This is a genomic window from Burkholderia sp. AU31652 (genome assembly GCF_002223155.1).
Classification (GTDB): domain Bacteria; phylum Pseudomonadota; class Gammaproteobacteria; order Burkholderiales; family Burkholderiaceae; genus Burkholderia.
The window spans coordinates 2,517,994-2,538,463 of the sequence record NZ_NKFG01000005.1 but is presented as its reverse complement, the minus strand read 5'-3'; the positions used below and the strand labels follow the sequence as shown (position 1 = coordinate 2,538,463).

Sequence of the window (20,470 nt, the reverse complement as noted above, 5' to 3'; positions counted from 1 at the left end):
CGATGACGATCGATCCCGTACTTGCCACCAGCGCGCAGGCCGGCGCTGCCGTCGTCGTGCTGCTCGGCGCGTTCGCGAAGATGCGGCGGCCCGCCGCGTTCAGCCAGGCGCTCGCCGGCTACCGACTGCTGCCCGACGCGCTGACCGCGCCCGTCGCGTTCGCGATTCCGCTCGCGGAAGCGATCGGCGCCGCGGCGCTGCTGTTTCCCGATACGCGCACGGCCGGCGCGATCGGCCTGGTCGCGCTGCTCGTGGCCTTCGCCGCCGCGATTGCGATCAATCTCGTGCGCGGCCACACCGACATCGACTGCGGCTGCTCCGGCTTCGCGGCGGCGCGCGCGGATGCGCCGCGCGGCATCGGCTGGCTGCACGTCGGGCGCGCGCTGCTGCTCGCCGCGCTGGCCGCGACCGCGCTCGTCGAGCCGGGTGCACGCGCGGTCGTGTGGTTCGACTACCTGACGCTGTTCTTCTCCGTGCTGCTGATCGTCTGCGCATTGCTCACCGTCGACGTGCTGCTCGCCAACCTACCGCGCCTTTCCCACTTGAGGAATTCATGATGCAAACCGCTCTCACCGTTTCCACCGCGCTGCTGTGGGTGGCCGTCGTCGCGCTCGGCGCGATCTGTCTCGCGCTCGTGCGCCAGATCGGCATCCTGTACGAACGCATCATGCCGGCCGGCGCGTTGATGATCGACAAGGGGCCGGCGGTCGGCGCGATCGCGCCGACGTTCGAACTGACCGACATTCGCGGCGCGCAGGTGAAGGTCGGCGGCTTCGATGCGTCGGGCAAGGCGACGCTGCTGTTCTTCCTGTCGCCGACGTGCCCCGTCTGCAAGAAGTTGCTGCCGCTGCTGCCGTCGCTGCAGGCGAGCGAGGCGACGCCGGTGAACATCGTGCTCGCGAGCGATGGCGATGCCGACGAACACACGCGCTTCGCACGCAAGCACGACCTCGGGCGCTTCCCGTACGTGCTGTCGCAGGAGCTTGGCCTCGCGTACCAGATCGGCAAGCTGCCGTACGCGGTGCTGCTCGACGAAACCGGCACGGTGCGAGCGAAGGGGCTCGTCAATACGCGCGAGCATCTCGAGAGCCTGTTCGAAGCGAAGGAGCGCGGCGTCGCATCCCTGCAGCAGTTCGTGCACGGCGATCACGGCCACGACCACGACCACGACGCGCACGCGCAGCACGCATGACCGGCCGCCCCTCTTTCAACGTCAAGGGAGAACAACGACATGGGCCTGTTTGATTCATGGTTCGAGCGGTCGGCGCGCGGCGTCGCGCAGCACAGTTCGCGGCGCAGCGCGATGGCGAAGCTCGGCAAGGTGCTGGTGGGATCGGCGCTGCTGCCGCTGCTGCCCATCGATCGCACCGCGTATGCGGCCGATGCGGCATCGGCTGCGTCCGGGGGCGCCGCGACGGCGGCGAGCGACGATCCGATGAGCTGCGACTACTGGAAATACTGCGCGATCGACGGCTGGCTGTGCAGTTGCTGCGGCGGCACGTCGAGCAGTTGCCCACCGGGCACGACGCCTTCGCCGATCACGTGGATCGGCACCTGCCGTAACCCGCACGACGGTTCGGACTACATCGTGTCGTACAACGACTGCTGCGGCAAGACATCGTGCGGAAAATGCTTCTGCAACCGCAACGAGCGCGAGAAGCCGCTGTACAAGCTGTCGCTGAACAACGACATCAACTGGTGCATGGCCAACGGAAATTCGAACTATCACTGTTCGGTTTCGGTTCTGCTGGGAGCGGCAAAACAATGAAAGGGAAGCAAGCAGGGAAGTTCGCCGTCGCATGCATGACGGCCGTGACGGCCTTCGCGTTGCCGGCCGCCGCCGGCGCGCAGGAAACCGTGCATTACCCGGCCGGCAAGAGTCTGTTCGACGCGCAGTGCGCGGTGTGCCACCAGGCGGGCGGCAAGGGGCAGGACGGCCTCGCGCCGCCGCTGACCGAGTATCCGGGCAAGTACGCGACGGCCGAGCCGGGGCGCGCGCAACTGGTCGCAACGTTGCTGCACGGGATGTTCGGCGAGATCAAGGTGCGCGACAAGCACTACAACTTCAAGATGCCGTCGTTTGCGAGCGCGAGCGATGACGACATCGCGCACGTGCTCAACTACGTCGTGTTCGATCTCAACGCGCAGCATGGTGACGCGAAGCCGTTCACGGCGGCGGATATCCGTGCGGCGCGCGCGAAGGCAATGGATGGCACGGCCGTTCATGCGCAACGCGACGTCGTCATCAAGGGGCTCGGCCTGTGACGCTCGCGTGCGCGCCCCGTGCTGGCGACGCCGCGGCCCGCACGCGGTGCGCGGTGTCGTCGTGGCTCGGCAGCGTGTCGCGTCGCCTGTCGTCGTTGCTGATGCTGGCCGGAGCAGTCGCAGGTTTGACCACGGCACCCGTGCATGCCGAAGGCGCGGCCGACGCGGCGCGCGCGCGGCAGCACTGGGTGCTCAACTGCATGGGCTGCCATACGGCGACGGGCAGCGGCATCCCCGGCAAGGTGCCGCCGCTCGCCAACTCGCTCGGCTATTTCACGCATCTGCCGGCCGGGCGCGAGTACGTGATGCGCGTGCCCGGCGCGTCGAATTCGGCGCTGTCGGACCAGGATCTCGCCGACGTGCTCAACTGGGTACTCACGACCATGAACCGCGACGCACTGCCGCGCGACTTCAAGCCGTATACGGCCGCCGAAGTCGCCGCGCATCGCCGTCCCGCCTTGTCCGACGTCGCGACCGTGCGCGCCGGCCTCGTGCGCGCGTTGCAGGCGCGCGGGATCGACGGTGTCGCGGATCGCTATTGACCGACTCATTCAGGAAAACGAGGAATCAGGAAGATGGAGACGAACGAACATTTCCCGCTGCTCGACGCCACGCGCGCGTTTCTCGCGAAGCCGAAGAAGATGCTGATCGGCGCCGAGTGGCGCGACGCGGCGTCGGGCCGCCAGCTCGACGTCGTGAACCCGGCCGACGGCACCGTGCTCGCGCACGTGCCCGAAGCGGGCGAGCACGACGTGCAGCAGGCCGTCGCCGCTGCGCGGCGCGCATTCGACGCGGGGCCGTGGCGCGCCGCGAAGACCACCGACCGCGAACGCCTGCTGCTCGCGCTCGCCGACCTGATCGAAGCGAATGCGCGCGAGCTGGCGGAGATCGAGTCGCTCGACAACGGCAAGCCCGTGATGGTGGCGCAGGGGCTCGACGTCGCGATGGCCGCGCAGTGCTTCCGCTACATGGCCGGCTGGGCGACGAAGATCGAAGGCAGCGTGATCGACGCGGGCATGCCTTACATGCCGGACAGCGAGATCTTCACCTATACGCGCAAGGAGCCCGTCGGCGTGGTCGGTGCGATCATTCCGTGGAATTTCCCGCTGCTGATGGCCGCGTGGAAGCTTGCGCCCGCACTGGCCACGGGCTGCACCGTGGTGTTGAAGCCCGCGGAAGATACGCCGCTCAGCGCGTTGCGCCTCGGCGAGCTGATTCAGGCGGCCGGCTTTCCTGACGGCGTCGTCAATATCGTCACCGGTTACGGTCACACGGCCGGCGCCGCGCTGTCGCGCGATCCGCGCGTCGACAAGATCGCATTCACGGGCTCGACGCAGACGGGCAAGACGATCGGCCACGCGGCGCTCGACAACATGACGCGGATGTCGCTCGAACTGGGCGGCAAGTCGCCGGTGATCGTGCTGCCCGACGTCGATCCCGACAAGGCCGCACTGGGCGTGGCGAACGCGATCTTCTTCAACCAGGGGCAGGTGTGCACGGCCGGGTCGCGCGCGTACATCCATGCGACGGTGTTCGACGACGTGATCGAGCGCGTCGCGAAGATCGCCGCGAGCCTGAAGATCGGCCCGGGGCTGGACCCGTCGACGCAGATCGGCCCGCTCGTCTCGGCGAAGCAGCGCCAGCGCGTGTGCGGCTATATCGACTCGGGCTTCGGCGAGGGCGCGCGCGCCGCCGCGGGCGGCCGGGCGATCGATGGCCCCGGCTTCTTCGTCGAACCCACCGTGCTGGTCGACACGACGCAGGCGATGCGCGTCGTGCGCGAGGAGATCTTCGGGCCGGTGCTCGTCGCGATGCCGTTCGACGACGTCGACACGGCCGTGCAGCTCGCCAACGACACGCCGTACGGCCTCGGCGCGAGCATCTGGTCGAACGACCTTTCCGCGATCCACAAGTTGATCCCGCGCATCGCGGCCGGCACGGTGTGGGTCAACTGCCACTCGCTGCTCGACAACGCGATGCCGTTCGGCGGGATGAAGCAGTCGGGTTTCGGTCGCGAACTCGGCCGTGCGGTGATCGACCAGTACACGGAAAGCAAGTCGGTGATGATGAACTACGCGTGAGCGTCGCGGCGGGTGCATGCGTTGCCGGCGGTTCGGCAACGCCCACGCATGGGGCAGCGACGCGAGACGTCGTCACGCCCGAACCAGCACCACCCCGAGAATGAGGCACGCCGCGCCGGCCAGGCGGATCGGGCTGGCCGCATGCTGCTGGATGCCGAGCACGCCGAAGTGGTCGAACGCGAGCGCGCCGGTCATCTGCCCGACGACGATCAGCGCGAGCGTCGTCGCGGCGCCCAGTCGCGGCACCATCAGGATCGCGATGCCGACGAACACCGCGCCGAAGAACCCGCCGGTCCAGCTGAACCATGACGCGGCACCGGTGGCGCCCCCGCTCAAGCGCGGATGCGGGGACAGCAGCGCGACCGCGAGCATCGCGGCCAGGCCGACGAGGTAGCTGACCGAGCCGGCCCACCACGGCGAGCCGAGCTGCGCACGGAGATTGGCGTTGAGCACCTGTTGCAACGCCACGCTGACGCCGGCGGCCACGACCAGCAGATAGGACAGGAGAGTAGTCACGACGAGGCAGGCTCCGGCGAAGTGGCCGTGACGGCGGCTCCGGCACGGCAGGCTTCCATTCTGGAAAGCGCGACGGTATAACGCAAATATCAAATCAGGCGCTCATCCATCTCTTTTCGGCATGCCATCCCTGAGGCAAATCCAGTATTTCCTGACCGTGGCCGATCTCGGCGGCTTCACGCCGGCCGCGAGCGCGCTCCACGTCGCGCAGTCGGCGCTCAGCCGGCAGATCGGTCAACTGGAAGACGAGCTGGGGTTTCCGCTGTTCGACCGGGAGCCGCGGGGTGTGCGGCTCACGCCGGCCGGCGCGCTTTATCGCGATCGCGTGGCGTCGATTCCCACGACCCTGACCGCCGCGGCCGACGAGGGCGCGCAGTTGTCGCGCGGCGAAGCGGGCGTCTTGCGGCTCCTGCATTCGAGCACCGTTCCCGTCGGCAGCCTGATGCCGGTGCTCGAGCGCTTCATGCGCGCGTGTCCGGGCGCACGGATCGATCTCGACCGCGCGTCGTCCGAGGATCAGGTGCTGGAGGTCGCGAGCGGCAACGCCGATATCGGGATCGTTCGTCTGCCGGTGCTGCGCCGCGATTCGCGCGTGCGCTTCGTCGAACTCGCGGCCGAGCGTCTGTGTGCGGCGGTGCCGGCCGATCATCCGCTGGCGGGCCGCAAGCGCATGGCGATCTCGCGACTGCGGCACGAACCGTTCGTATCGGCCGTCTATCGGGAGCGGGGCGGGCTCGCGCGCGTCGTGATCGATCTTTGCCTGAAGCGCGGCTTCGTGCCGGCGATCGCCCGGATCGTGTCGCCGAAGACGTCGATGCTGAATCTCGTCGCGGCCGGGCACGGCGTCGCGATCGTGCCGGAACGGATGGCGAGTCTCGGGATCGACGGCGTCGTCTTCGTGCCGATTTCCGATGAAGACGCCAGGTCGGTGTGCGCGCTGGTGTTGCCGGTCGCGCCGACGGTGCTGGCGGACGCGTTCGTGCGGGTGATCGGGGCATAAAAAAACGCCAACCCGTAACGTCACGGGTTGGCGTTTCGCGTGGCGATGACCGGTATCAGAACTGGTTCATCGTGTTGTCCTTGCCGGCCGCCTTCAGCGCTGCTTCGCCGCTGAAGTATTCCTTGTGATCGTCACCGATGTCCGAGCCGGACATGTTCTGGTGCTTCACGCAGGCGATACCCTGGCGGATTTCCTTGCGCTGCACGCCGGCCACGTAGCCCAGCATGCCCTGGTCGCCGAAGTATTCCTTGGCCAGGTTGTCGGTCGACAGCGCGGCGGTGTGGTACGTCGGCAGCGTGATCAGGTGATGGAAGATGCCGGCTTCACGCGATGCATCGGCCTGGAACGTACGGATCTTCTCGTCGGCCAGCTTGGCCAGTTCCGTGTCGTCGTATTCCACGCTCATCAGCTGTGCACGGTCGTAGGCCGACACGTCCTTGCCCTCGGCCTTCAGCGCGTCGTACGCCTGCTGGCGGAAGTTCAGCGTCCAGTTGAACGACGGGCTGTTGTTGTACACCAGCTTCGCGTTCGGGATGACCTTGCGGATTTCGCTGACCATGCCGCCGATCTGGGCGATGTGCGGTTTTTCCGTTTCGATCCACAGCAGGTCGGCGCCGTTCTGCAGCGACGTGATGCAGTCGAGCACGCAGCGCGCTTCGCCCGTGCCGGCGCGGAACTGGAACAGGTTGCTCGGCAGGCGCTTCGGACGCAGCAGCTTGCCGTCGCGCTTGATGACCACGTCACCGTTGCCCAGCTGGTCGGCCGACAGTTCTTCGCAGTCGAGGAAAGCGTTGTACTGGTCGCCCAGGTCGCCCGGCGTGTTGGTCACGGCGATCTGCTTGGTCAGGCCGGCGCCCAGCGAGTCGGTACGGGCGACGATGATGCCGTCGTCCACGCCCAGCTCCAGGAACGCGTAGCGGATCGCGCGGATCTTCGCGAGGAAGTCCTCGTGCGGCACCGTGACCTTGCCGTCCTGGTGGCCGCACTGCTTCTCGTCGGACACCTGGTTTTCGATCTGGATGCAGCATGCGCCTGCTTCGATGAACTGCTTGGCCAGCAGGTACGTGGCTTCCGCGTTGCCGAAACCGGCGTCGATGTCGGCGATGATCGGCACGACGTGCGTGACGTGGTTGTCGATCTTCTCCTGGATCGCGGCCTTCGCCGTGGCGTCCTTGGCGGCGTCGAGTTCGCGGAACAGGCCGCCGAGCTCACGGGCGTCGGCCTGGCGCAGGAACGTGTACAGCTCGCGGATCAGCGCGCTGACCGAGGTCTTTTCGTGCATCGACTGGTCCGGCAGCGGGCCGAACTCGGAGCGCAGCGCAGCGACCATCCAGCCGGACAGGTACAGGTAGCGGCGTTCGGTGCTGTTGAAGTGCTTCTTGATGGAGATCATCTTCTGCTGGCCGATGAAGCCGTGCCAGCAACCCAGCGACTGCGTGTACTTGGACGGGTCGGCGTCGTACGCGGCCATGTCGGCGCGCATGATCTTCGCGGTGTACTTGGCGATGTCCAGGCCCGTCTTGAACTTGTTCTGGGCACGCATGCGGGCGGCGTACTCGGGGCTGATCGCATTCCACGCGCTGCCGTGGTTTTCCTTCAAACCGGCAACTGCCTTGATGTCGTCTTGATACTGGGCCATGTCAATCTCCTGGGAGCAAAGCGCGTTTGAGTAACTGGTTGAGCGTGCCCGCTACGTCTGTCGAAGCGGACTGCATGGGATAAATAGTAACGCCGCCCATCGCGCTTTTGGCGATGTCTTATATAAGACATAAGACATTATTTTTGATTGATTTTCAATGAGTTACGCAGCGATTTTTGCAATGCAAAACAAGTTTTCAAGCGACGAAAAGGGCGCGGCGCGGGAAATTGGCGGGGATTCCGCAATACGAAACGCTCTTTCGGCTGCTGGAGGCCGGGCCAGCTTCACACGCGCCCGTGACACCCGTTCGTCGGGGCGGCGCGAGCGGCGCTGAACCGTAGCCGCGCCGGCATGCCGTTTCGTCCGGGCCGGAATCGAAAACATCGCGCCGCATGCGGACAAGCCGGATCCATCGGAAATACGCGTAAAAACCCCGCCCATCAAGCCTCTCAAGAAATCTAGTGGTTTCCACTCATAGTCGCAAATAGTCAAGAACAGGTCGCCGCCGGTCTTCTCGCGACCAATATGGCTCGTTACTTTTACTCCCACGATGCAGGCCGGGCACACCCCGCGCACCGGCTGCCGCGAGTCAAACCGGGAGGTAACGAACCATGAAGTCGACGAAGATCGCCGCGCTTGTCGCGGCCGTGCTGGCGACCGGCGCGTTCACGCACGCGGCGCAGGCCGAAACGGATGCCGCGGCCTGCCGCACCGTGCGTTTCGCGGATATCGGCTGGACCGACATCACGTCGACCACGGCGCTCGCGTCGACCGTGTTCGAGGCGCTCGGCTACAAGCCGACCACGACGATCGCGTCGGTGCCGATCTCGTTCGCCGGCCTGAAGAGCAAGCAGCTCGACATATCGCTCGGCTACTGGTGGCCCGTGCAGCAGAAGCAGCTCCAGCCGTTCCTCGACAGCAAGTCGATCAACGTCGTCGAACCGCCGAACCTGTCGGGCGCGAAGGCGACGCTCGCGGTGCCGAGCTATGAATACCAGGCGGGCCTGAAGACCTTCGAGGACATCGCGAAGCACCGCGCGGAACTCGACGGCAAGATCTACGGGATCGAGCCGGGCAGCAGCGCGAACGCGACGATCCAGAAGATGATCGACACGAACCAGTACGGGCTCGGCGGCTTCAAGCTCGTCGAATCGAGCGAGGCTGGGATGCTGGTGACCGTCGAGCGCGCGATCCGCGAGAAGAAGTGGGTGGTCTTCCTCGGCTGGGAACCGCATCCGATGAACATCCAGATCAGCATGAACTATCTGTCCGGCGGCGATGCGTCGTTCGGGCCGAACTACGGCGAAGCGCGCGTGTACACGCTCACGGCCCCCGACTTCATTTCACGCTGCCCGAACGCCGGCAAGCTCGTCACGAACCTGCGCTTCTCGACGCAGCTCGAGAACCAGCTGATGCAGTCGGTGATGAACAAGACGAAGCCGGCCGAGGCCGCGAAGGCGTACCTGAAGAAGAACCCGCAGGTGCTCGATCCGTGGCTCGCGGGCGTCAAGACGTTCGACGGCAAGGATGGCCTGCCGGCCGTGAAGGCGTATCTCGGCCTGTGATGGATGGCCCGCGCGCCGCACGCGGCGCGCGCCGACGAAACATCCGCATTGCGACACAACCCGATTCAAGCGAGGCAACCAGCATGAACCACGAAGTCATCATCACCTGCGCCGTCACCGGCGCGGGCGATACGGTCGGCAAGCATCCGGCGATTCCGGTCACGCCGAAGGAGATCGCGGCCGCCGCGATCGAGGCCGCGAAGGCCGGCGCAACGGTGGCGCACTGCCACGTGCGCGATCCGCAGACGGGGCGCGGCAGCCGCGACCCGAACCTGTACCGCGAAGTAGTCGACCGCATCCGCTCGGCCGACGTTGACGTGATCATCAACCTGACGGCCGGCATGGGCGGCGATCTCGAGATCGGCCCCGGCGAGGACCCGATGCGTTTCGGCAAGGGCACCGACCTGGTCGGCGGCCTCACGCGGCTCGCGCACGTCGAGGACTTGTTGCCCGAGATCTGCACGCTCGACTGCGGCACGCTGAATTTCGGCGATGGCGACTACATCTACGTATCGACGCCCGCGCAGCTGCGCGCCGGCGCGAAGCGCATTCAGGAACTCGGCGTGAAGCCGGAGCTTGAGATCTTCGACACGGGCCATCTGTGGTTCGCGAAGCAGTTGCTGAAGGAAGGGCTGCTCGACGATCCGCCGCTGTTCCAGCTGTGCCTCGGCATTCCGTGGGGCGCGCCGGCCGATACCGGCACGATGAAGGCGATGGTCGACAACCTGCCGCCGGGCGCGCACTGGGCCGGCTTTGGCATCGGCCGCATGCAGATGCCGATGGTCGCACAGGCGATGCTGCTTGGTGGCCACGTGCGGGTCGGCCTCGAAGACAACATCTGGCTCGATCGCGGCGTGCATGCGACCAACGGCACGCTCGTCGAGCGTGCAAGAGAGATCATCGAACGGCTCGGTGCCCGCGTGCTGACGCCGGCCGAAGGCCGCCGCAAGCTCGGCTTGCCGGCACGCGGCGAGCGTCCGCTCGAACGCCGTGCGATCGCCGAGTTCGCGTGAGTTTTTACGAGACTGATTGACATGACGCGGCGGCACGCACAGGCGCGGCCGCCCACCGATTTCCCCTGATTTGAAGGATGCGTTGACATGGCTGTGAAGACCGACATCAAGACGTTCGCCGCCATCGGCACCGGCGTGATCGGCAGCGGATGGATTTCCCGCGCGCTCGCGCACGGTCTCGACGTGGTCGTATGGGACCCGGCGCCGGGCGCGGAGGAGCGGCTGCGCGCGAACGTCGCGAACGCGTGGCCCGCGCTCGAGCGCGTCGGCCTCGCGCCGGGCGCCGACCCCGCGCGGCTGCGTTTCGTCTCGACGATCGAGGCCTGCGTCGCCGACGCGGATTTCATCCAGGAAAGCGCGCCCGAGCGCGAGGCGCTGAAGCTCGAACTGCACGAGCAGATCAGCCGCGCGGCGAAGCCCGACGCGATCATCGCGTCGTCGACGTCGGGGCTGCTGCCGACGGATTTCTACGCGCGGGCGACGCATCCGGAGCGCTGCGTGGTCGGCCATCCATTCAATCCCGTCTACCTGCTGCCGCTCGTCGAGGTGCTCGGCGGCGCGCGCACGTCGCCGGAAGCGGTCGAAGGCGCGATGGAGGTCTATCGCAAGCTCGGCATGCGGCCGCTGCACGTGCGCAAGGAAGTGCCGGGCTTCATCGCCGACCGCCTGCTCGAAGCGTTGTGGCGCGAGGCGCTGCACCTCGTCAACGAAGGCGTCGCGACGACCGGCGAGATCGACGATGCGATCCGCTTCGGCGCGGGCATCCGCTGGTCGTTCATGGGCACGTTCCTGACCTACACGCTCGCGGGCGGCGATGCGGGCATGCGACACTTCATGCAGCAGTTCGGCCCCGCGCTCGAATTGCCGTGGACGAAGCTGGTCGCGCCCACGTTGACCGACGCGCTGATCGACAGCGTCGTCGAAGGCACGACCGAACAGCAGGGCACGCGCAGCATCAAGGAGCTCGAACGCTATCGCGACGAGTGCATCACCGAGGTGCTGAAGTCGATCGCCGCGGTGAAGGCGCGGCACGGGATGCGATTCGAAGACTGAGGACGACAGACAATGACCGGCGATACCCCGCTGACGATTTACCGCGACGTGGTGCGGCCCGAATGGGTCGACTACAACGGCCACCTGCGCGATGCGTTCTACCTGCTGATTTTCAGCTTCGCGACCGATGCGCTGCTGGATCGCATCGGCCTCGATGACGCCGCGCGTCGCGAGCGGGGTCGCTCGGTCTACACGCTCGAAGCACATGTGAACTACCTGCACGAGATCAAGGAGGGCACGCCGGTGCGCGTCGACGCGCGCGTGCTCGCACACGACGCGAAGCGGCTGCACCTGTATCTCGAGCTGTTCGCTGACGGGCACGACGATGCGGTGTCGGCGAGCGAGCAGATGCTGCTGCACGTCGATACGCGCGACGGCGCGAAATCGGCGCCGTTCGACGACGACGTGGCCGCCCGCGTGGCCGAGCTGCATGCGTTGCAGCGCGATGGCGCGGCGCCCGCGTATGCGGGCCGCGTGATCGGGCTGCCGCCGCGCCGATAACCTGCGCGAACCTTCGACCTCGGAGCGCACACGATGCTCGAACCGGAAATCGCGACGTTCGTTGCCGCCGTGGACGCGTGGTATCCGGCCGACGCGGCGGCGCGCTCGCCCGCCGAACAGCGCCGCCTGTACGACCGCTTCGCGGCCGAATGGACGCCGGCCGCGCTGCCGGCCGGCATCGTGCAGCAGGACGCCGTCTGGCACGCCGCCGACGGCCGTGCGATCGCGCTGCGGCGTTACACGTCCGCGCACCGCACGCCACGCGGCACGGTGCTGTTCTTTCATGGCGGCGGCTTCGTCGTCGGCTCGCTCGACAGTCATGCGCTGATCACCGCGCAACTGGCGGCCGATACGGGGCTCGACGTGATCGCGGCCGACTACCGGCTCGCGCCCGAGCATCGCGCGCCGGCCGCGCTCGAAGATTGCCTGGAGGTCACGCGCGCCGCGCGCGACGCACGCTGGCCGTTCGGGCCGTGCACGCATCCGCTGACGCTCGCGGGCGACAGCGCGGGCGGCATGCTCGCGGCGGCGGTGGCCACCGCGCTGCGCGATGCGGGCGAAGGCGGTATTGACGGCATCGCGCTCGTCTATCCGATGCTCGGGTTCGAACCGCAATCGCCCGCGCGCGAAACGGAAGCGCACGCGCCGATGCTGACGCTCGACGACGTCCATCGCTATCGCGCGCTGTACTGGGAAGGCGGCTTGCTCGATGCGCTGGGAGACGGTGACCCGCTGCTGCGTGCGTCGGTACCGCTCGCGGCGGCGCGTTTCGACGGCCTGCCGCCCGTGCTCGCGATCGGCGCGGAACACGATCCGCTGCGCGACGACGCGCGCGTGTACGTCGAACGGATTCGCGCGGCCGGCGGGGCCGCGCATTACTGGATGGGAGAAGGGCTGGTGCACGGCTGCTGGCGCGCGCTCGGAACGAGCCCGCAGGCGGCGCGGCTGCACCGGACGGTCGGCGGGTTTCTGCTCGCACCACACGCGTAGCGGGCGTTTCCGGGAGGCAACGATGCAGGCAGCGCAACACCGTATCGAGGACTGGCGGACGTTTTCGGCCGACGCGGCCATTGCGGCGGCGACGATTGGCGACGGCGCGGTGGACGTCGAATGGAGCGACACGCGACGATCGCCGTTTCATTTCGACTGGCTGCGCGACAACTGCGCGTGTTCCGCGTGCGTGCATGCCGTCACGCGTGAACAGGTGTTCGAGATCGCCGATGCGCGCGAGGATCTCTCCGCGCTCACGGTGCACGTCGAAACCGACGGCGCGCTGCATGTCGAGTGGAATGACGGACACCGCAGCGCGTGGTCGCCGGGCTGGTTGCGCGCGCATGCGTACGACGACGCGTCGCGCGCGGAGCGGCAGGCCGCGCACGGGCGGCACGTGTGGGCCGGCGACGACGCGACGGCCATCGGCGTGTTCGCGTGGCGCGACGTGATGGAGGACGACCGCGCATTGCTCGCGTGGCTCGCCGCGTTGCAACGCACGGGGCTGACGCTCGTCGAAGGCGTGCCGGCCGAGCGTGGCCGTGTCGACGAGATTGCGCGCCGCATCGGCCTGATCCGCGAGAGCAATTTCGGCGTGCTGTTCGACGTCGAATCGAAGCCGCGCCCGGACAGCAATGCGTATACGTCGCTGAACCTGCCGCCGCATACCGATTTGCCGACCCGCGAGCTGCAGCCGGGTGTGCAGTTCCTGCATTGCCTCGCGAACGACGCGACCGGCGGCGACAGCGTGTTCCTCGACGGCTTCGCGCTGGCTGATGCGCTGCGGCGCGAGCATCCGGCCGATTTCGAACAGCTTGCGGTGACGCCGTTCGAGTTCTGGAACAAGAGTGCGAACAGCGACTACCGCTGCTCGGCGCCGGTGATCGGGCTCGACGCGCGCGGCAACGTGACCGAGGTGCGCGTCGCGAACTTCCTGCGCGGGCCGCTCGATGCGCCGGCCGGCTCGGTCGCGGCCGTCTATCGCGCGTACCGGCGGTTCCTCGCGCTGGCGCGCGAGCCGCGCTTTCGCGTGCAGCGCCGGCTGCGGGCGGGCGACATGTGGGCGTTCGACAACCGCCGCGTGCTGCATGCGCGCACCGAGTTCGATCCGTCTACCGGCCGCCGGCACCTGCAGGGCTGCTACATCGATCGCGACGAACTGCTGTCGCGGTGGCGCGTGCTGTCGCGTTCGGCGCCTGCCGCGGCCGCGTCGCGCTGACGGGCGCGCGCGGTTTCGTCCTGCTCGCACGCATCCCTCGGAAATGAAAAAACACCCGGACGCCAGGCGCCCGGGCGAAGCCCCCCGTTGCCGGGCGGCGGAGGTATGCGTTTCATCAAAAAGGACGAGCCCCGCAAGGGGGCTTGTCCTGACTTTCGTGCTTCATCGCGCGACGCGCGGCGCCCGCCGAGGGCGCATCGGCTTACTGGCCGAAGAAGATCGAGTCGCGAGCGTTCGACGATGCGGCCGGGGCGCCCGCGTGGACGGCCGGAGCCGGTTGTGCGCCGTAGCCGCTGGTGTCGGCGCCATGAACACGCGCTTCGGCGCTCTGGATGTCGTTCGGGTAGTACGGGCTCGCCACGCCCGGCTTGTAGCCGGCTTGTTCGAGCTGGACCAGTTCGTTGCGCACTTGAGCGCGGGTCACGGTGCTTTGAGCGAATGCGCCAAACGAAGCGGACAGGGCGGCAGCGGCAACGACTGCGGAAACGAGCGATTTCATGATGACCTCCGGTGTTTTATTGAGTTCGCTCTCGACACCATGTCTTAAGCGATTGATCAAATCTTAGTCATCGGAAGGTTCAGGGTAAACGCTGGTTTTGACGATAAATTGTTTCCTGGGTGGTAACAGTGGCGCGTCGAATCAGGCTTTCAACCGGCTTTCTTTTCGGTCGGTGCAACAAGTATCGCGAATCTTGCGGACGGCGAAGCGCGGTTCAGCGCACCTCGGCCGCCGTGTCGAACGACCGGCCCGGCGCGCGTCCGGCCGGTGCGCCCGAACTGAGGAAACGCACGCCCGTCGCCGCTTCCGAGGCTTCCCACAGCAGCGCCGCGGAGGCCACGTCGCGCGCCGCGCGGGGCACGCTCGCGGGCGCCGGCAGCCCGCGCGACTCGAACCAGCCGGACGGCCCGATGTACGCGCCGCCGGCGAGATCAGGCGAGGTTGCCGCATGAATCGCGGGCAGCGCGCCCTGGTCGGCCGGCTGCGCGAGATAACGGTTCGCGGCGCGCATCAGTGCGGCACGGGCGGGCGAACTGTCCATCGCCGGACCCGCGAACTGCAGGTTGGTCGCCGCGTAGCCCGGGTGCGCGGCCACGCTGATCCCGGCGAACGCCGCGCGCTCGAAACGGCGTTGCAGCTCGATCGCGAACACGAGATTCGCGAGCTTGCTGTCGCAATAGGCGAGATAACGGTTGTAGCGGTGTTCGGCACGCAGGTCGTCGACGCGGATCCGGCCGCCGCGGTTCAAGCCGCTCGACATCGTCACGACCCGCGCGCGGCGCGCGGCGCGCAACGCGGGCAGCAGATGGCCGGTGAGCGCGAAATGGCCGAGGTGGTTGGTGCCGAACTGCATCTCGAAGCCGTCGTGCGTATGGCGCAGCGGCAGGAACATCACGCCGGCGTTGTTGCAGAGGATATCGACGCGCCCATGGCGTTCGGCCACATCGGCCGCGAAGCGTGCGATCGACGCGAGATCGGCGAGGTCGAGCGCGTCGACTTCGACGCGGGCATCGGGATGGAGCCGGCGGATCGCGTCGGCCGCCTGCGCGGCGCGGGCCGCGTCGCGGCAGCCCATCACGACCGTCGCGCCTTTCGCGGCCAGCGTTTCCGCCAGCTGCCAGCCGAGCCCGCTGTTGGCGCCGGTCACGACCGCGACCTTGCCGCCTTGCGCCGGGACGTGGCGCGCGCTCCATGCATGCATGTCTGCCTCCATCGGCGCGGCCGGGCGGCCGCGGCGCGTAATCATTACATTGAGTGGTGTAACGATAGTGCGCGCGGGCGTGGCAGACAAGCGGGGGAATTAGACCGGCGCTTCTAGGGCCGGCGCATCGGATGGCGCCGCGTGCAGTGACGCGCGGCCGGCAGGATTTACCTGCCGCCGGCCAGCGCGAGCACTTCGGCGGCGGAGATCATCGCGGCCGCGTTCGCGGGCGCCGGGCGTTCGGCCGGGCGGAAGACTTCGTCGCCGCGGTGGATCACCTGGCGCGACAGCGCGCAGGTGCCGGTGCGTTGCGCGAAGCGGCGGCGCCAGCGCTGCTCACCGTAGTGACAGCGGCCGGGCTCGACCCAGCGGACGACGAGCAGCGTATCGGAACGTTCGAGGATTTCGACGTGGACGTCGGCGGGATCGAGCACAGGCAGGGATTTGGAGGCCTTCATTTTGCCGTTTCCTAAAGCTCGTGCGGTTCGGTCATGGCAGTGGATGTCACTACCCGATGGCGAATCCGTAGCGGTTTCCATGAGTGGTGCGCTAAATGTAAGCGTCTGTGACCGGAAAAAACATCCTGTCTGGCTCAAATTACCTTTTGCCGATTTAGAAACAATCCAGGCTTATTTTCTTGGAAACCACAGACAAAAACGCCCCGGACACGAAGCCCGGGGCGGAAAATCGGCCTGCGCGCCGTGTCTGCTCGCCCAGTCACGGAGCCCATCGCCGGGGGGACGGAGGTGCCCGCAGGGATCGAACGCGGGCGGGGTGGCGATGGACCGGATGCGCAGTCCGGTACGTCATGATGGCGCGCGCATCCCGTTGAGACCCTGACGTGAACATGACTTTTTCGTCAGTTTGGCGGGATGTCGTGCCCCGCTTGTGCGAAAGAATCGACTGGAAGGCCCGCCGGTATTGGATTTGTCCGAATCCTGGGGGGGCTCCCGGGCGCTATCGAACGTCGAATCCTTGCTCAACAGGCCGATTTCCCCACCCGGGTAAATACTGAATCCTGATTCCGTGACAAACGCGGAATCACTTCCTAAGATTGGTTGGACCTTTAGTCCTTTGTGCCAATCGGCCGACGGATGGCCGGCTTCTTCGGGAGGTGCTCATGAGATTGCAGGGCAAACGCGCGCTGGTGACGGCGGCCGGGCAGGGCATCGGCCGCGCGACCGCGCTGCGGTTCGCGAGCGAGGGCGCCGACGTGCTGGCGACCGACATCAACGAAGCCGCGCTCGTGCGGCTCGAGGCCGACGCCGAGCGCGCGGGCGGCCGGCTGGCCACGCGTCGGCTCGACGTGACCGATGCGCAGGACGTCGCGGCGCTCGCCGCGAGCGAACGCGCGTTCGACGTGCTGTTCAACTGCGCGGGCTTCGTTCACCACGGCTCGATCCTCGACTGCGACGACGAAGCATGGGCGTTCTCGCTGAACCTGAACGTCACGTCGATGTACCGGCTGATCCGCGCGCTGCTGCCCGCGATGCTCGAAGCGGGCGGCGCGTCGATCATCAACATGGCGTCGGCCGCGTCGAGCGTGAAGGGCGTGCCCAACCGCTTCGTCTACGGCACGACCAAGGCGGCCGTGATCGGCCTGACCAAGGCGGTGGCCACCGATTTCGTCGAGCGGGGCATCCGCTGCAACGCGATCTGCCCGGGCACGATCGAATCGCCGTCGCTGGAGCAACGCATCGCGGACCAGGCGCGCACGCGCCACGTGTCGACCGACGAGGTGCGCCAGGCGTTCGTCGCGCGCCAGCCGATCGGACGCATCGGCCGCGCGGAGGAAGTGGCCGCGCTCGCGCTGTACCTCGCGTCCGACGAAGCGTCGTTCACGACCGGCGCGATCCACCTGATCGACGGCGGCTGGTCGAACTGACCGTGCCTAACCGGCCGTGTCGAACTAACCGCGCCCTCCCATTCACTTTCCGTATCGGCTCAACACGACATGAAACTGCTGAGATTTGGCGACAAACACCATGAAAAGCCGGGCCTGCTCGATGCGCAGGGCCATATCCGCGACCTGTCCGGCGTGATCGACGACATCGCCGGCGACGTGCTGGCGCCGGCGTCGCTCGCGCGGCTGCGCGACATTCCGCCGTCGTCGCTGCCGCTGGTCGAAGGCACGCCGCGGCTCGGCGCGTGCGTCGGCCGCGTCGGCAAGTTCATCTGCATCGGGCTCAACTATTCCGACCACGCGGCCGAATCGGGGATGGACGTACCGAAGGAGCCGGTCGTGTTCGGCAAGTGGACGAGCGCGATCTCGGGGCCGAACGACGACGTCGAGATTCCGCGCGGCTCGGAGAAAACCGACTGGGAAGTCGAGCTCGGCGTGGTGATCGGCCAGGGCGGCCGCTACATCGCGGAAGCCGACGCGCTGTCGCACGTCGCAGGCTACTGCGTCGTGAACGACGTGTCGGAGCGCGAATTCCAGCTCGAACGCGGCGGCACGTGGGACAAGGGCAAGGGCAACGACACGTTCGGGCCGCTCGGCCCGTGGCTCGTGACGGCCGACGAAGTGCCCGATCCGCACGCGCTGCGGTTGTGGCTCGACGTCGACGGCCATCGCTACCAGAACGGCACGACCGCGACGATGGTGTTCCGCGTGCCGCACCTGATCAGCTACCTGAGCCGCTTCATGAGCCTGCAGCCGGGCGACGTGATCTCGACCGGCACGCCGCCGGGTGTCGGCCTCGGGCAGAAGCCGCCCGTCTATCTGCGCGCCGGACAGGTGATCACGCTCGGCATCGACGGGCTCGGCGAGCAACGCCAGCGCACCGTGCAGGCCTGATTTCCTTTAACGGACGGTTCGTCATGCCTATCATTCGATCGATGCGCGTCCTCGACGTGCGCTTCCCGACCTCGCGCCAGCTCGACGGCTCCGACGCGATGAATCCGGACCCCGATTATTCGGCGGCCTACGTCGTGCTCGAAACCGACCATGACGGGCTCGAAGGTCACGGGCTCACGTTCACCATCGGGCGCGGCAACGAAATCTGCTGCGCGGCGATCGACGCGATGCGTCACCTCGTCGTCGGCCTCGATCTCGACTGGATCCGCGAAGACATGGGCCGCTTCTGGCGGCACGTCACGTCGGACAGCCAGTTGCGCTGGATCGGCCCCGACAAGGGCGCGATCCACCTGGCGACGGGCGCGGTCGTCAACGCGGTGTGGGATCTGTGGGCGAAAGCCGAACGCAAGCCGCTGTGGCGGCTCGTGGCCGACATGAGCCCCGAGGAGCTGGTGCGCGCGATCGACTTCCGCTACCTGACCGACTGCCTGACGCCGGACGAAGCGCTCGACCTGCTGCGCCGGCAGGCGCCGGCCAAGGCCGAACGGATCGCGCTGCTCGAGCGCGACGGCTACCCGTGCTACACGACGTCGGCCGGCTGGCTCGGCTACAGCGACGACAAGCTGCGGCGGCTGTGTCGCGAAGCCGTCGACGCCGGGTTCGAGTACGTGAAGCTGAAGGTCGGCGCGAACCTGGCGGACGACATTCGCCGCGTGACGATCGCGCGCGAGGTGATCGGCCCGGACCGCAAGCTGATGATCGACGCGAACCAGGTGTGGGAGGTGGACGAGGCGATCGACTGGGTGCGCGAGCTGGCGTTCGCGCGGCCGTGGTTCATCGAGGAGCCGACCAGCCCCGACGACGTCGAGGGGCATCGCAAGATCCGCGAGGCGATCGCGCCCGTGCAGGTCGCGACCGGCGAGATGTGCCAGAACCGCGTGCTGTTCAAGCAGTTCATCGCGCGCGGCGCGATCGACGTCGTGCAGATCGATGCGTGCCGGCTCGGCGGCGTGAACGAGATTCTCGCGGTGATGCTGATGGCCGCGAAGTACGGGCTGCCCGTGTGTCCGCATGCAGGCGGCGTCGGGTTGTGCGAGTACGTGCAGCATCTGTCGATGATCGATTACATCTGCATCGCCGGCACGAAGGAAGGGCGCGTGACGGAGTACGTCGATCACCTGCACGAGCATTTCGTCGAACCGTGCGTCGTGCGCGGCGCGGCCTACATGCCGCCGACGGCGCCCGGTTTCTCGATCGAGATGAAGCCCGAATCGCTGGAGCAGTACCGGTTCCGCGGCTGACACGCGTCGAGCGTGCCGACAACATGAACGACGGAGACGCGAAGTGGATTTGAATCTGCGACACAAGGTCGTGATCGTGACCGGCGGCGCGTCGGGCATCGGCGCCGCGATCTCGATGCGGCTGGCCGAAGAAGGTGCGATTCCGGTGGTGTTCGCGCGCCACGCGCCCGACGATGCGTTCTGGCGCGCCCTCGTGCAGAAGCAGCCGCAGGCCGCATGCCTCTCGGTCGAATTGCAGGACGATGCGCAGTGCCGCGATGCCGTTGCGGAAACGGTCACGCGCTTCGGCCGGCTCGACGGCCTGGTCAACAACGCGGGCGTCAACGACAGCATCGGGCTCGATGCCGGGCGCGACGCATTCGTCGCGTCGCTCGAACGCAACCTGATCCACTACTACGTGATGGCGCACTACAGCGTGCCGCACCTGAAGGCGACGCGCGGCGCGATCGTCAATGTTTCGTCGAAGACGGCCGTCACCGGGCAGGGCAACACGAGCGGTTATTGCGCGTCGAAGGGCGCGCAGCTCGCGTTGACGCGCGAATGGGCCGTCGCGTTGCGCGACGACGGCGTGCGCGTGAACGCGGTGATTCCGGCCGAGGTGATGACGCCGCTGTACCGGCGATGGCTCGACAGTTTCGACGACCCCGACGCGAAGCTGGCCGGCATCGCGGGCAAGGTGCCGCTCGGCCAACGCTTCACGACGGCCGACGAAATCGCCGATACGGCCGTGTTCCTGCTGTCGGAACGTGCCTCGCACACGACGGGCCAGTGGCTGTTCGTCGACGGCGGCTATACGCATCTCGACCGTGCGATCAGCTGAGGGCGGCGAT

At 67.4% G+C, this 20,470-nt stretch carries 23 protein-coding genes; 17 read left to right on the top strand and 6 right to left on the bottom strand.

The genetic code is table 11. The features are described 5' to 3' along the window. Positions 1-2 precede the first annotated feature (2 nt). The 6 genes from CFB40_RS28930 to CFB40_RS28905 all read left to right on the top strand — a co-directional run bounded on the left by CFB40_RS28930 (position 3) and on the right by CFB40_RS28905 (position 4,346). Complete coding sequence (locus tag CFB40_RS28930; protein ID WP_089426856.1) at positions 3-557, top strand: MauE/DoxX family redox-associated membrane protein; 555 nt, start codon at positions 3-5, stop codon at positions 555-557. After that, a complete protein-coding gene (gene mauD / locus CFB40_RS28925; protein WP_089433113.1) occupies positions 554-1,192 on the top strand; it encodes a methylamine dehydrogenase accessory protein MauD in 639 nt (212 codons plus the stop codon). The genes CFB40_RS28930 and mauD overlap by 4 nt, the downstream gene beginning before the upstream one ends. 39 nt (positions 1,193-1,231) lie before the next feature. After that, positions 1,232-1,768 (top strand): methylamine dehydrogenase light chain, encoded by a 537-nt coding sequence (locus CFB40_RS28920; protein WP_089433112.1) that lies wholly within the window; start codon positions 1,232-1,234, stop codon positions 1,766-1,768. Further along, entirely contained in the window at positions 1,765-2,265 is a 501-nt protein-coding gene (locus CFB40_RS28915; RefSeq protein WP_089433111.1) for a c-type cytochrome, read from the top strand. Before CFB40_RS28920 ends, CFB40_RS28915 begins: the two co-directional genes overlap by 4 nt. A 101-nt stretch (positions 2,266-2,366) precedes the next feature. Continuing rightward, on the top strand, positions 2,367-2,807 hold the full coding sequence (locus CFB40_RS28910; protein ID WP_256976934.1) for a c-type cytochrome: 441 nt from the start codon (positions 2,367-2,369) through the stop codon (positions 2,805-2,807). A 33-nt stretch (positions 2,808-2,840) separates the two neighbouring features. After that, positions 2,841-4,346, top strand: a complete 1,506-nt coding sequence (locus CFB40_RS28905; RefSeq protein WP_089433110.1) for an aldehyde dehydrogenase family protein — start codon at positions 2,841-2,843, stop codon at positions 4,344-4,346. A gap of 72 nt (positions 4,347-4,418) precedes the next feature. Here CFB40_RS28905 and CFB40_RS28900 read toward each other — a convergent pair whose 3' ends face one another. Then, positions 4,419-4,862 (bottom strand): DMT family transporter, encoded by a 444-nt coding sequence (locus CFB40_RS28900; protein WP_089433109.1) that lies wholly within the window; start codon positions 4,860-4,862, stop codon positions 4,419-4,421. A gap of 121 nt (positions 4,863-4,983) precedes the next feature. Between CFB40_RS28900 and CFB40_RS28895 the strand changes: the two genes are divergently transcribed. Continuing rightward, entirely contained in the window at positions 4,984-5,862 is an 879-nt protein-coding gene (locus tag CFB40_RS28895; protein WP_089433108.1) for a LysR family transcriptional regulator, read from the top strand. 55 nt (positions 5,863-5,917) lie between these two features. Here CFB40_RS28895 and CFB40_RS28890 read toward each other — a convergent pair whose 3' ends face one another. Beyond that, a complete protein-coding gene (locus tag CFB40_RS28890; protein WP_089433107.1) occupies positions 5,918-7,501 on the bottom strand; it encodes an isocitrate lyase in 1,584 nt (527 codons plus the stop codon). A gap of 162 nt (positions 7,502-7,663) precedes the next feature. Further along, positions 7,664-8,050, bottom strand: coding sequence for a hypothetical protein (locus CFB40_RS38280; protein WP_179255287.1), 387 nt, complete (start codon positions 8,048-8,050; stop codon positions 7,664-7,666). Positions 8,051-8,112: 62 nt separating this feature from the next. Here CFB40_RS38280 and CFB40_RS28885 point away from each other — a divergent pair, with 62 nt between their 5' ends. The 6 genes from CFB40_RS28885 to CFB40_RS28860 all read left to right on the top strand — a co-directional run bounded on the left by CFB40_RS28885 (position 8,113) and on the right by CFB40_RS28860 (position 13,842). Then, positions 8,113-9,066: a choline ABC transporter substrate-binding protein gene (locus tag CFB40_RS28885; protein ID WP_089426864.1), complete on the top strand. Its 954-nt coding sequence runs from the start codon at positions 8,113-8,115 to the stop codon at positions 9,064-9,066. A gap of 83 nt (positions 9,067-9,149) precedes the next feature. Next, positions 9,150-10,079, top strand: coding sequence for a 3-keto-5-aminohexanoate cleavage protein (locus CFB40_RS28880; RefSeq protein WP_039366557.1), 930 nt, complete (start codon positions 9,150-9,152; stop codon positions 10,077-10,079). Between the two features lie 87 nt (positions 10,080-10,166). After that, complete coding sequence (locus CFB40_RS28875; RefSeq protein WP_039366226.1) at positions 10,167-11,132, top strand: L-carnitine dehydrogenase; 966 nt, start codon at positions 10,167-10,169, stop codon at positions 11,130-11,132. Positions 11,133-11,144: 12 nt separating this feature from the next. Continuing rightward, the gene (locus CFB40_RS28870) at positions 11,145-11,633 is read left to right on the top strand and encodes a thioesterase family protein (RefSeq protein ID WP_089426865.1); all 489 of its coding nucleotides are present in this window, start codon (positions 11,145-11,147) and stop codon (positions 11,631-11,633) included. 33 nt (positions 11,634-11,666) lie between these two features. Continuing rightward, a complete protein-coding gene (locus CFB40_RS28865) occupies positions 11,667-12,623 on the top strand; it encodes an alpha/beta hydrolase (RefSeq protein WP_089433106.1) in 957 nt (318 codons plus the stop codon). A 22-nt stretch (positions 12,624-12,645) separates the two neighbouring features. Next, on the top strand, positions 12,646-13,842 hold the full coding sequence (locus CFB40_RS28860) for a TauD/TfdA family dioxygenase (protein ID WP_089426867.1): 1,197 nt from the start codon (positions 12,646-12,648) through the stop codon (positions 13,840-13,842). 202 nt (positions 13,843-14,044) lie between these two features. Here CFB40_RS28860 and CFB40_RS28855 read toward each other — a convergent pair whose 3' ends face one another. From CFB40_RS28855 to CFB40_RS28845, 3 genes are all read right to left on the bottom strand, one after another. After that, positions 14,045-14,341 carry a DUF4148 domain-containing protein gene (locus tag CFB40_RS28855; protein WP_089433105.1) on the bottom strand — a complete coding sequence of 99 codons (297 nt, stop codon included), beginning with the start codon at positions 14,339-14,341 and terminating at the stop codon, positions 14,045-14,047. 214 nt (positions 14,342-14,555) lie between these two features. Next, positions 14,556-15,542 (bottom strand): oxidoreductase, encoded by a 987-nt coding sequence (locus tag CFB40_RS28850; protein ID WP_089429043.1) that lies wholly within the window; start codon positions 15,540-15,542, stop codon positions 14,556-14,558. Positions 15,543-15,709: 167 nt separating this feature from the next. After that, positions 15,710-16,000, bottom strand: coding sequence for a DUF3331 domain-containing protein (locus CFB40_RS28845; RefSeq protein ID WP_069252332.1), 291 nt, complete (start codon positions 15,998-16,000; stop codon positions 15,710-15,712). Positions 16,001-16,662: 662 nt separating this feature from the next. Between CFB40_RS28845 and CFB40_RS28840 the strand changes: the two genes are divergently transcribed. The 4 genes from CFB40_RS28840 to CFB40_RS28825 all read left to right on the top strand — a co-directional run bounded on the left by CFB40_RS28840 (position 16,663) and on the right by CFB40_RS28825 (position 20,460). After that, on the top strand, positions 16,663-17,427 hold the full coding sequence (locus tag CFB40_RS28840) for an SDR family oxidoreductase (protein ID WP_089433104.1): 765 nt from the start codon (positions 16,663-16,665) through the stop codon (positions 17,425-17,427). A 69-nt stretch (positions 17,428-17,496) separates the two neighbouring features. Then, on the top strand, positions 17,497-18,339 hold the full coding sequence (locus CFB40_RS28835; protein ID WP_089426870.1) for an ureidoglycolate lyase: 843 nt from the start codon (positions 17,497-17,499) through the stop codon (positions 18,337-18,339). Positions 18,340-18,362: 23 nt separating this feature from the next. Further along, complete coding sequence (locus tag CFB40_RS28830; RefSeq protein WP_089426871.1) at positions 18,363-19,640, top strand: L-fuconate dehydratase; 1,278 nt, start codon at positions 18,363-18,365, stop codon at positions 19,638-19,640. A gap of 43 nt (positions 19,641-19,683) precedes the next feature. Further along, positions 19,684-20,460 carry an SDR family oxidoreductase gene (locus CFB40_RS28825; protein ID WP_089433103.1) on the top strand — a complete coding sequence of 259 codons (777 nt, stop codon included), beginning with the start codon at positions 19,684-19,686 and terminating at the stop codon, positions 20,458-20,460. The last annotated feature ends 10 nt before the right edge of the window (positions 20,461-20,470 follow it).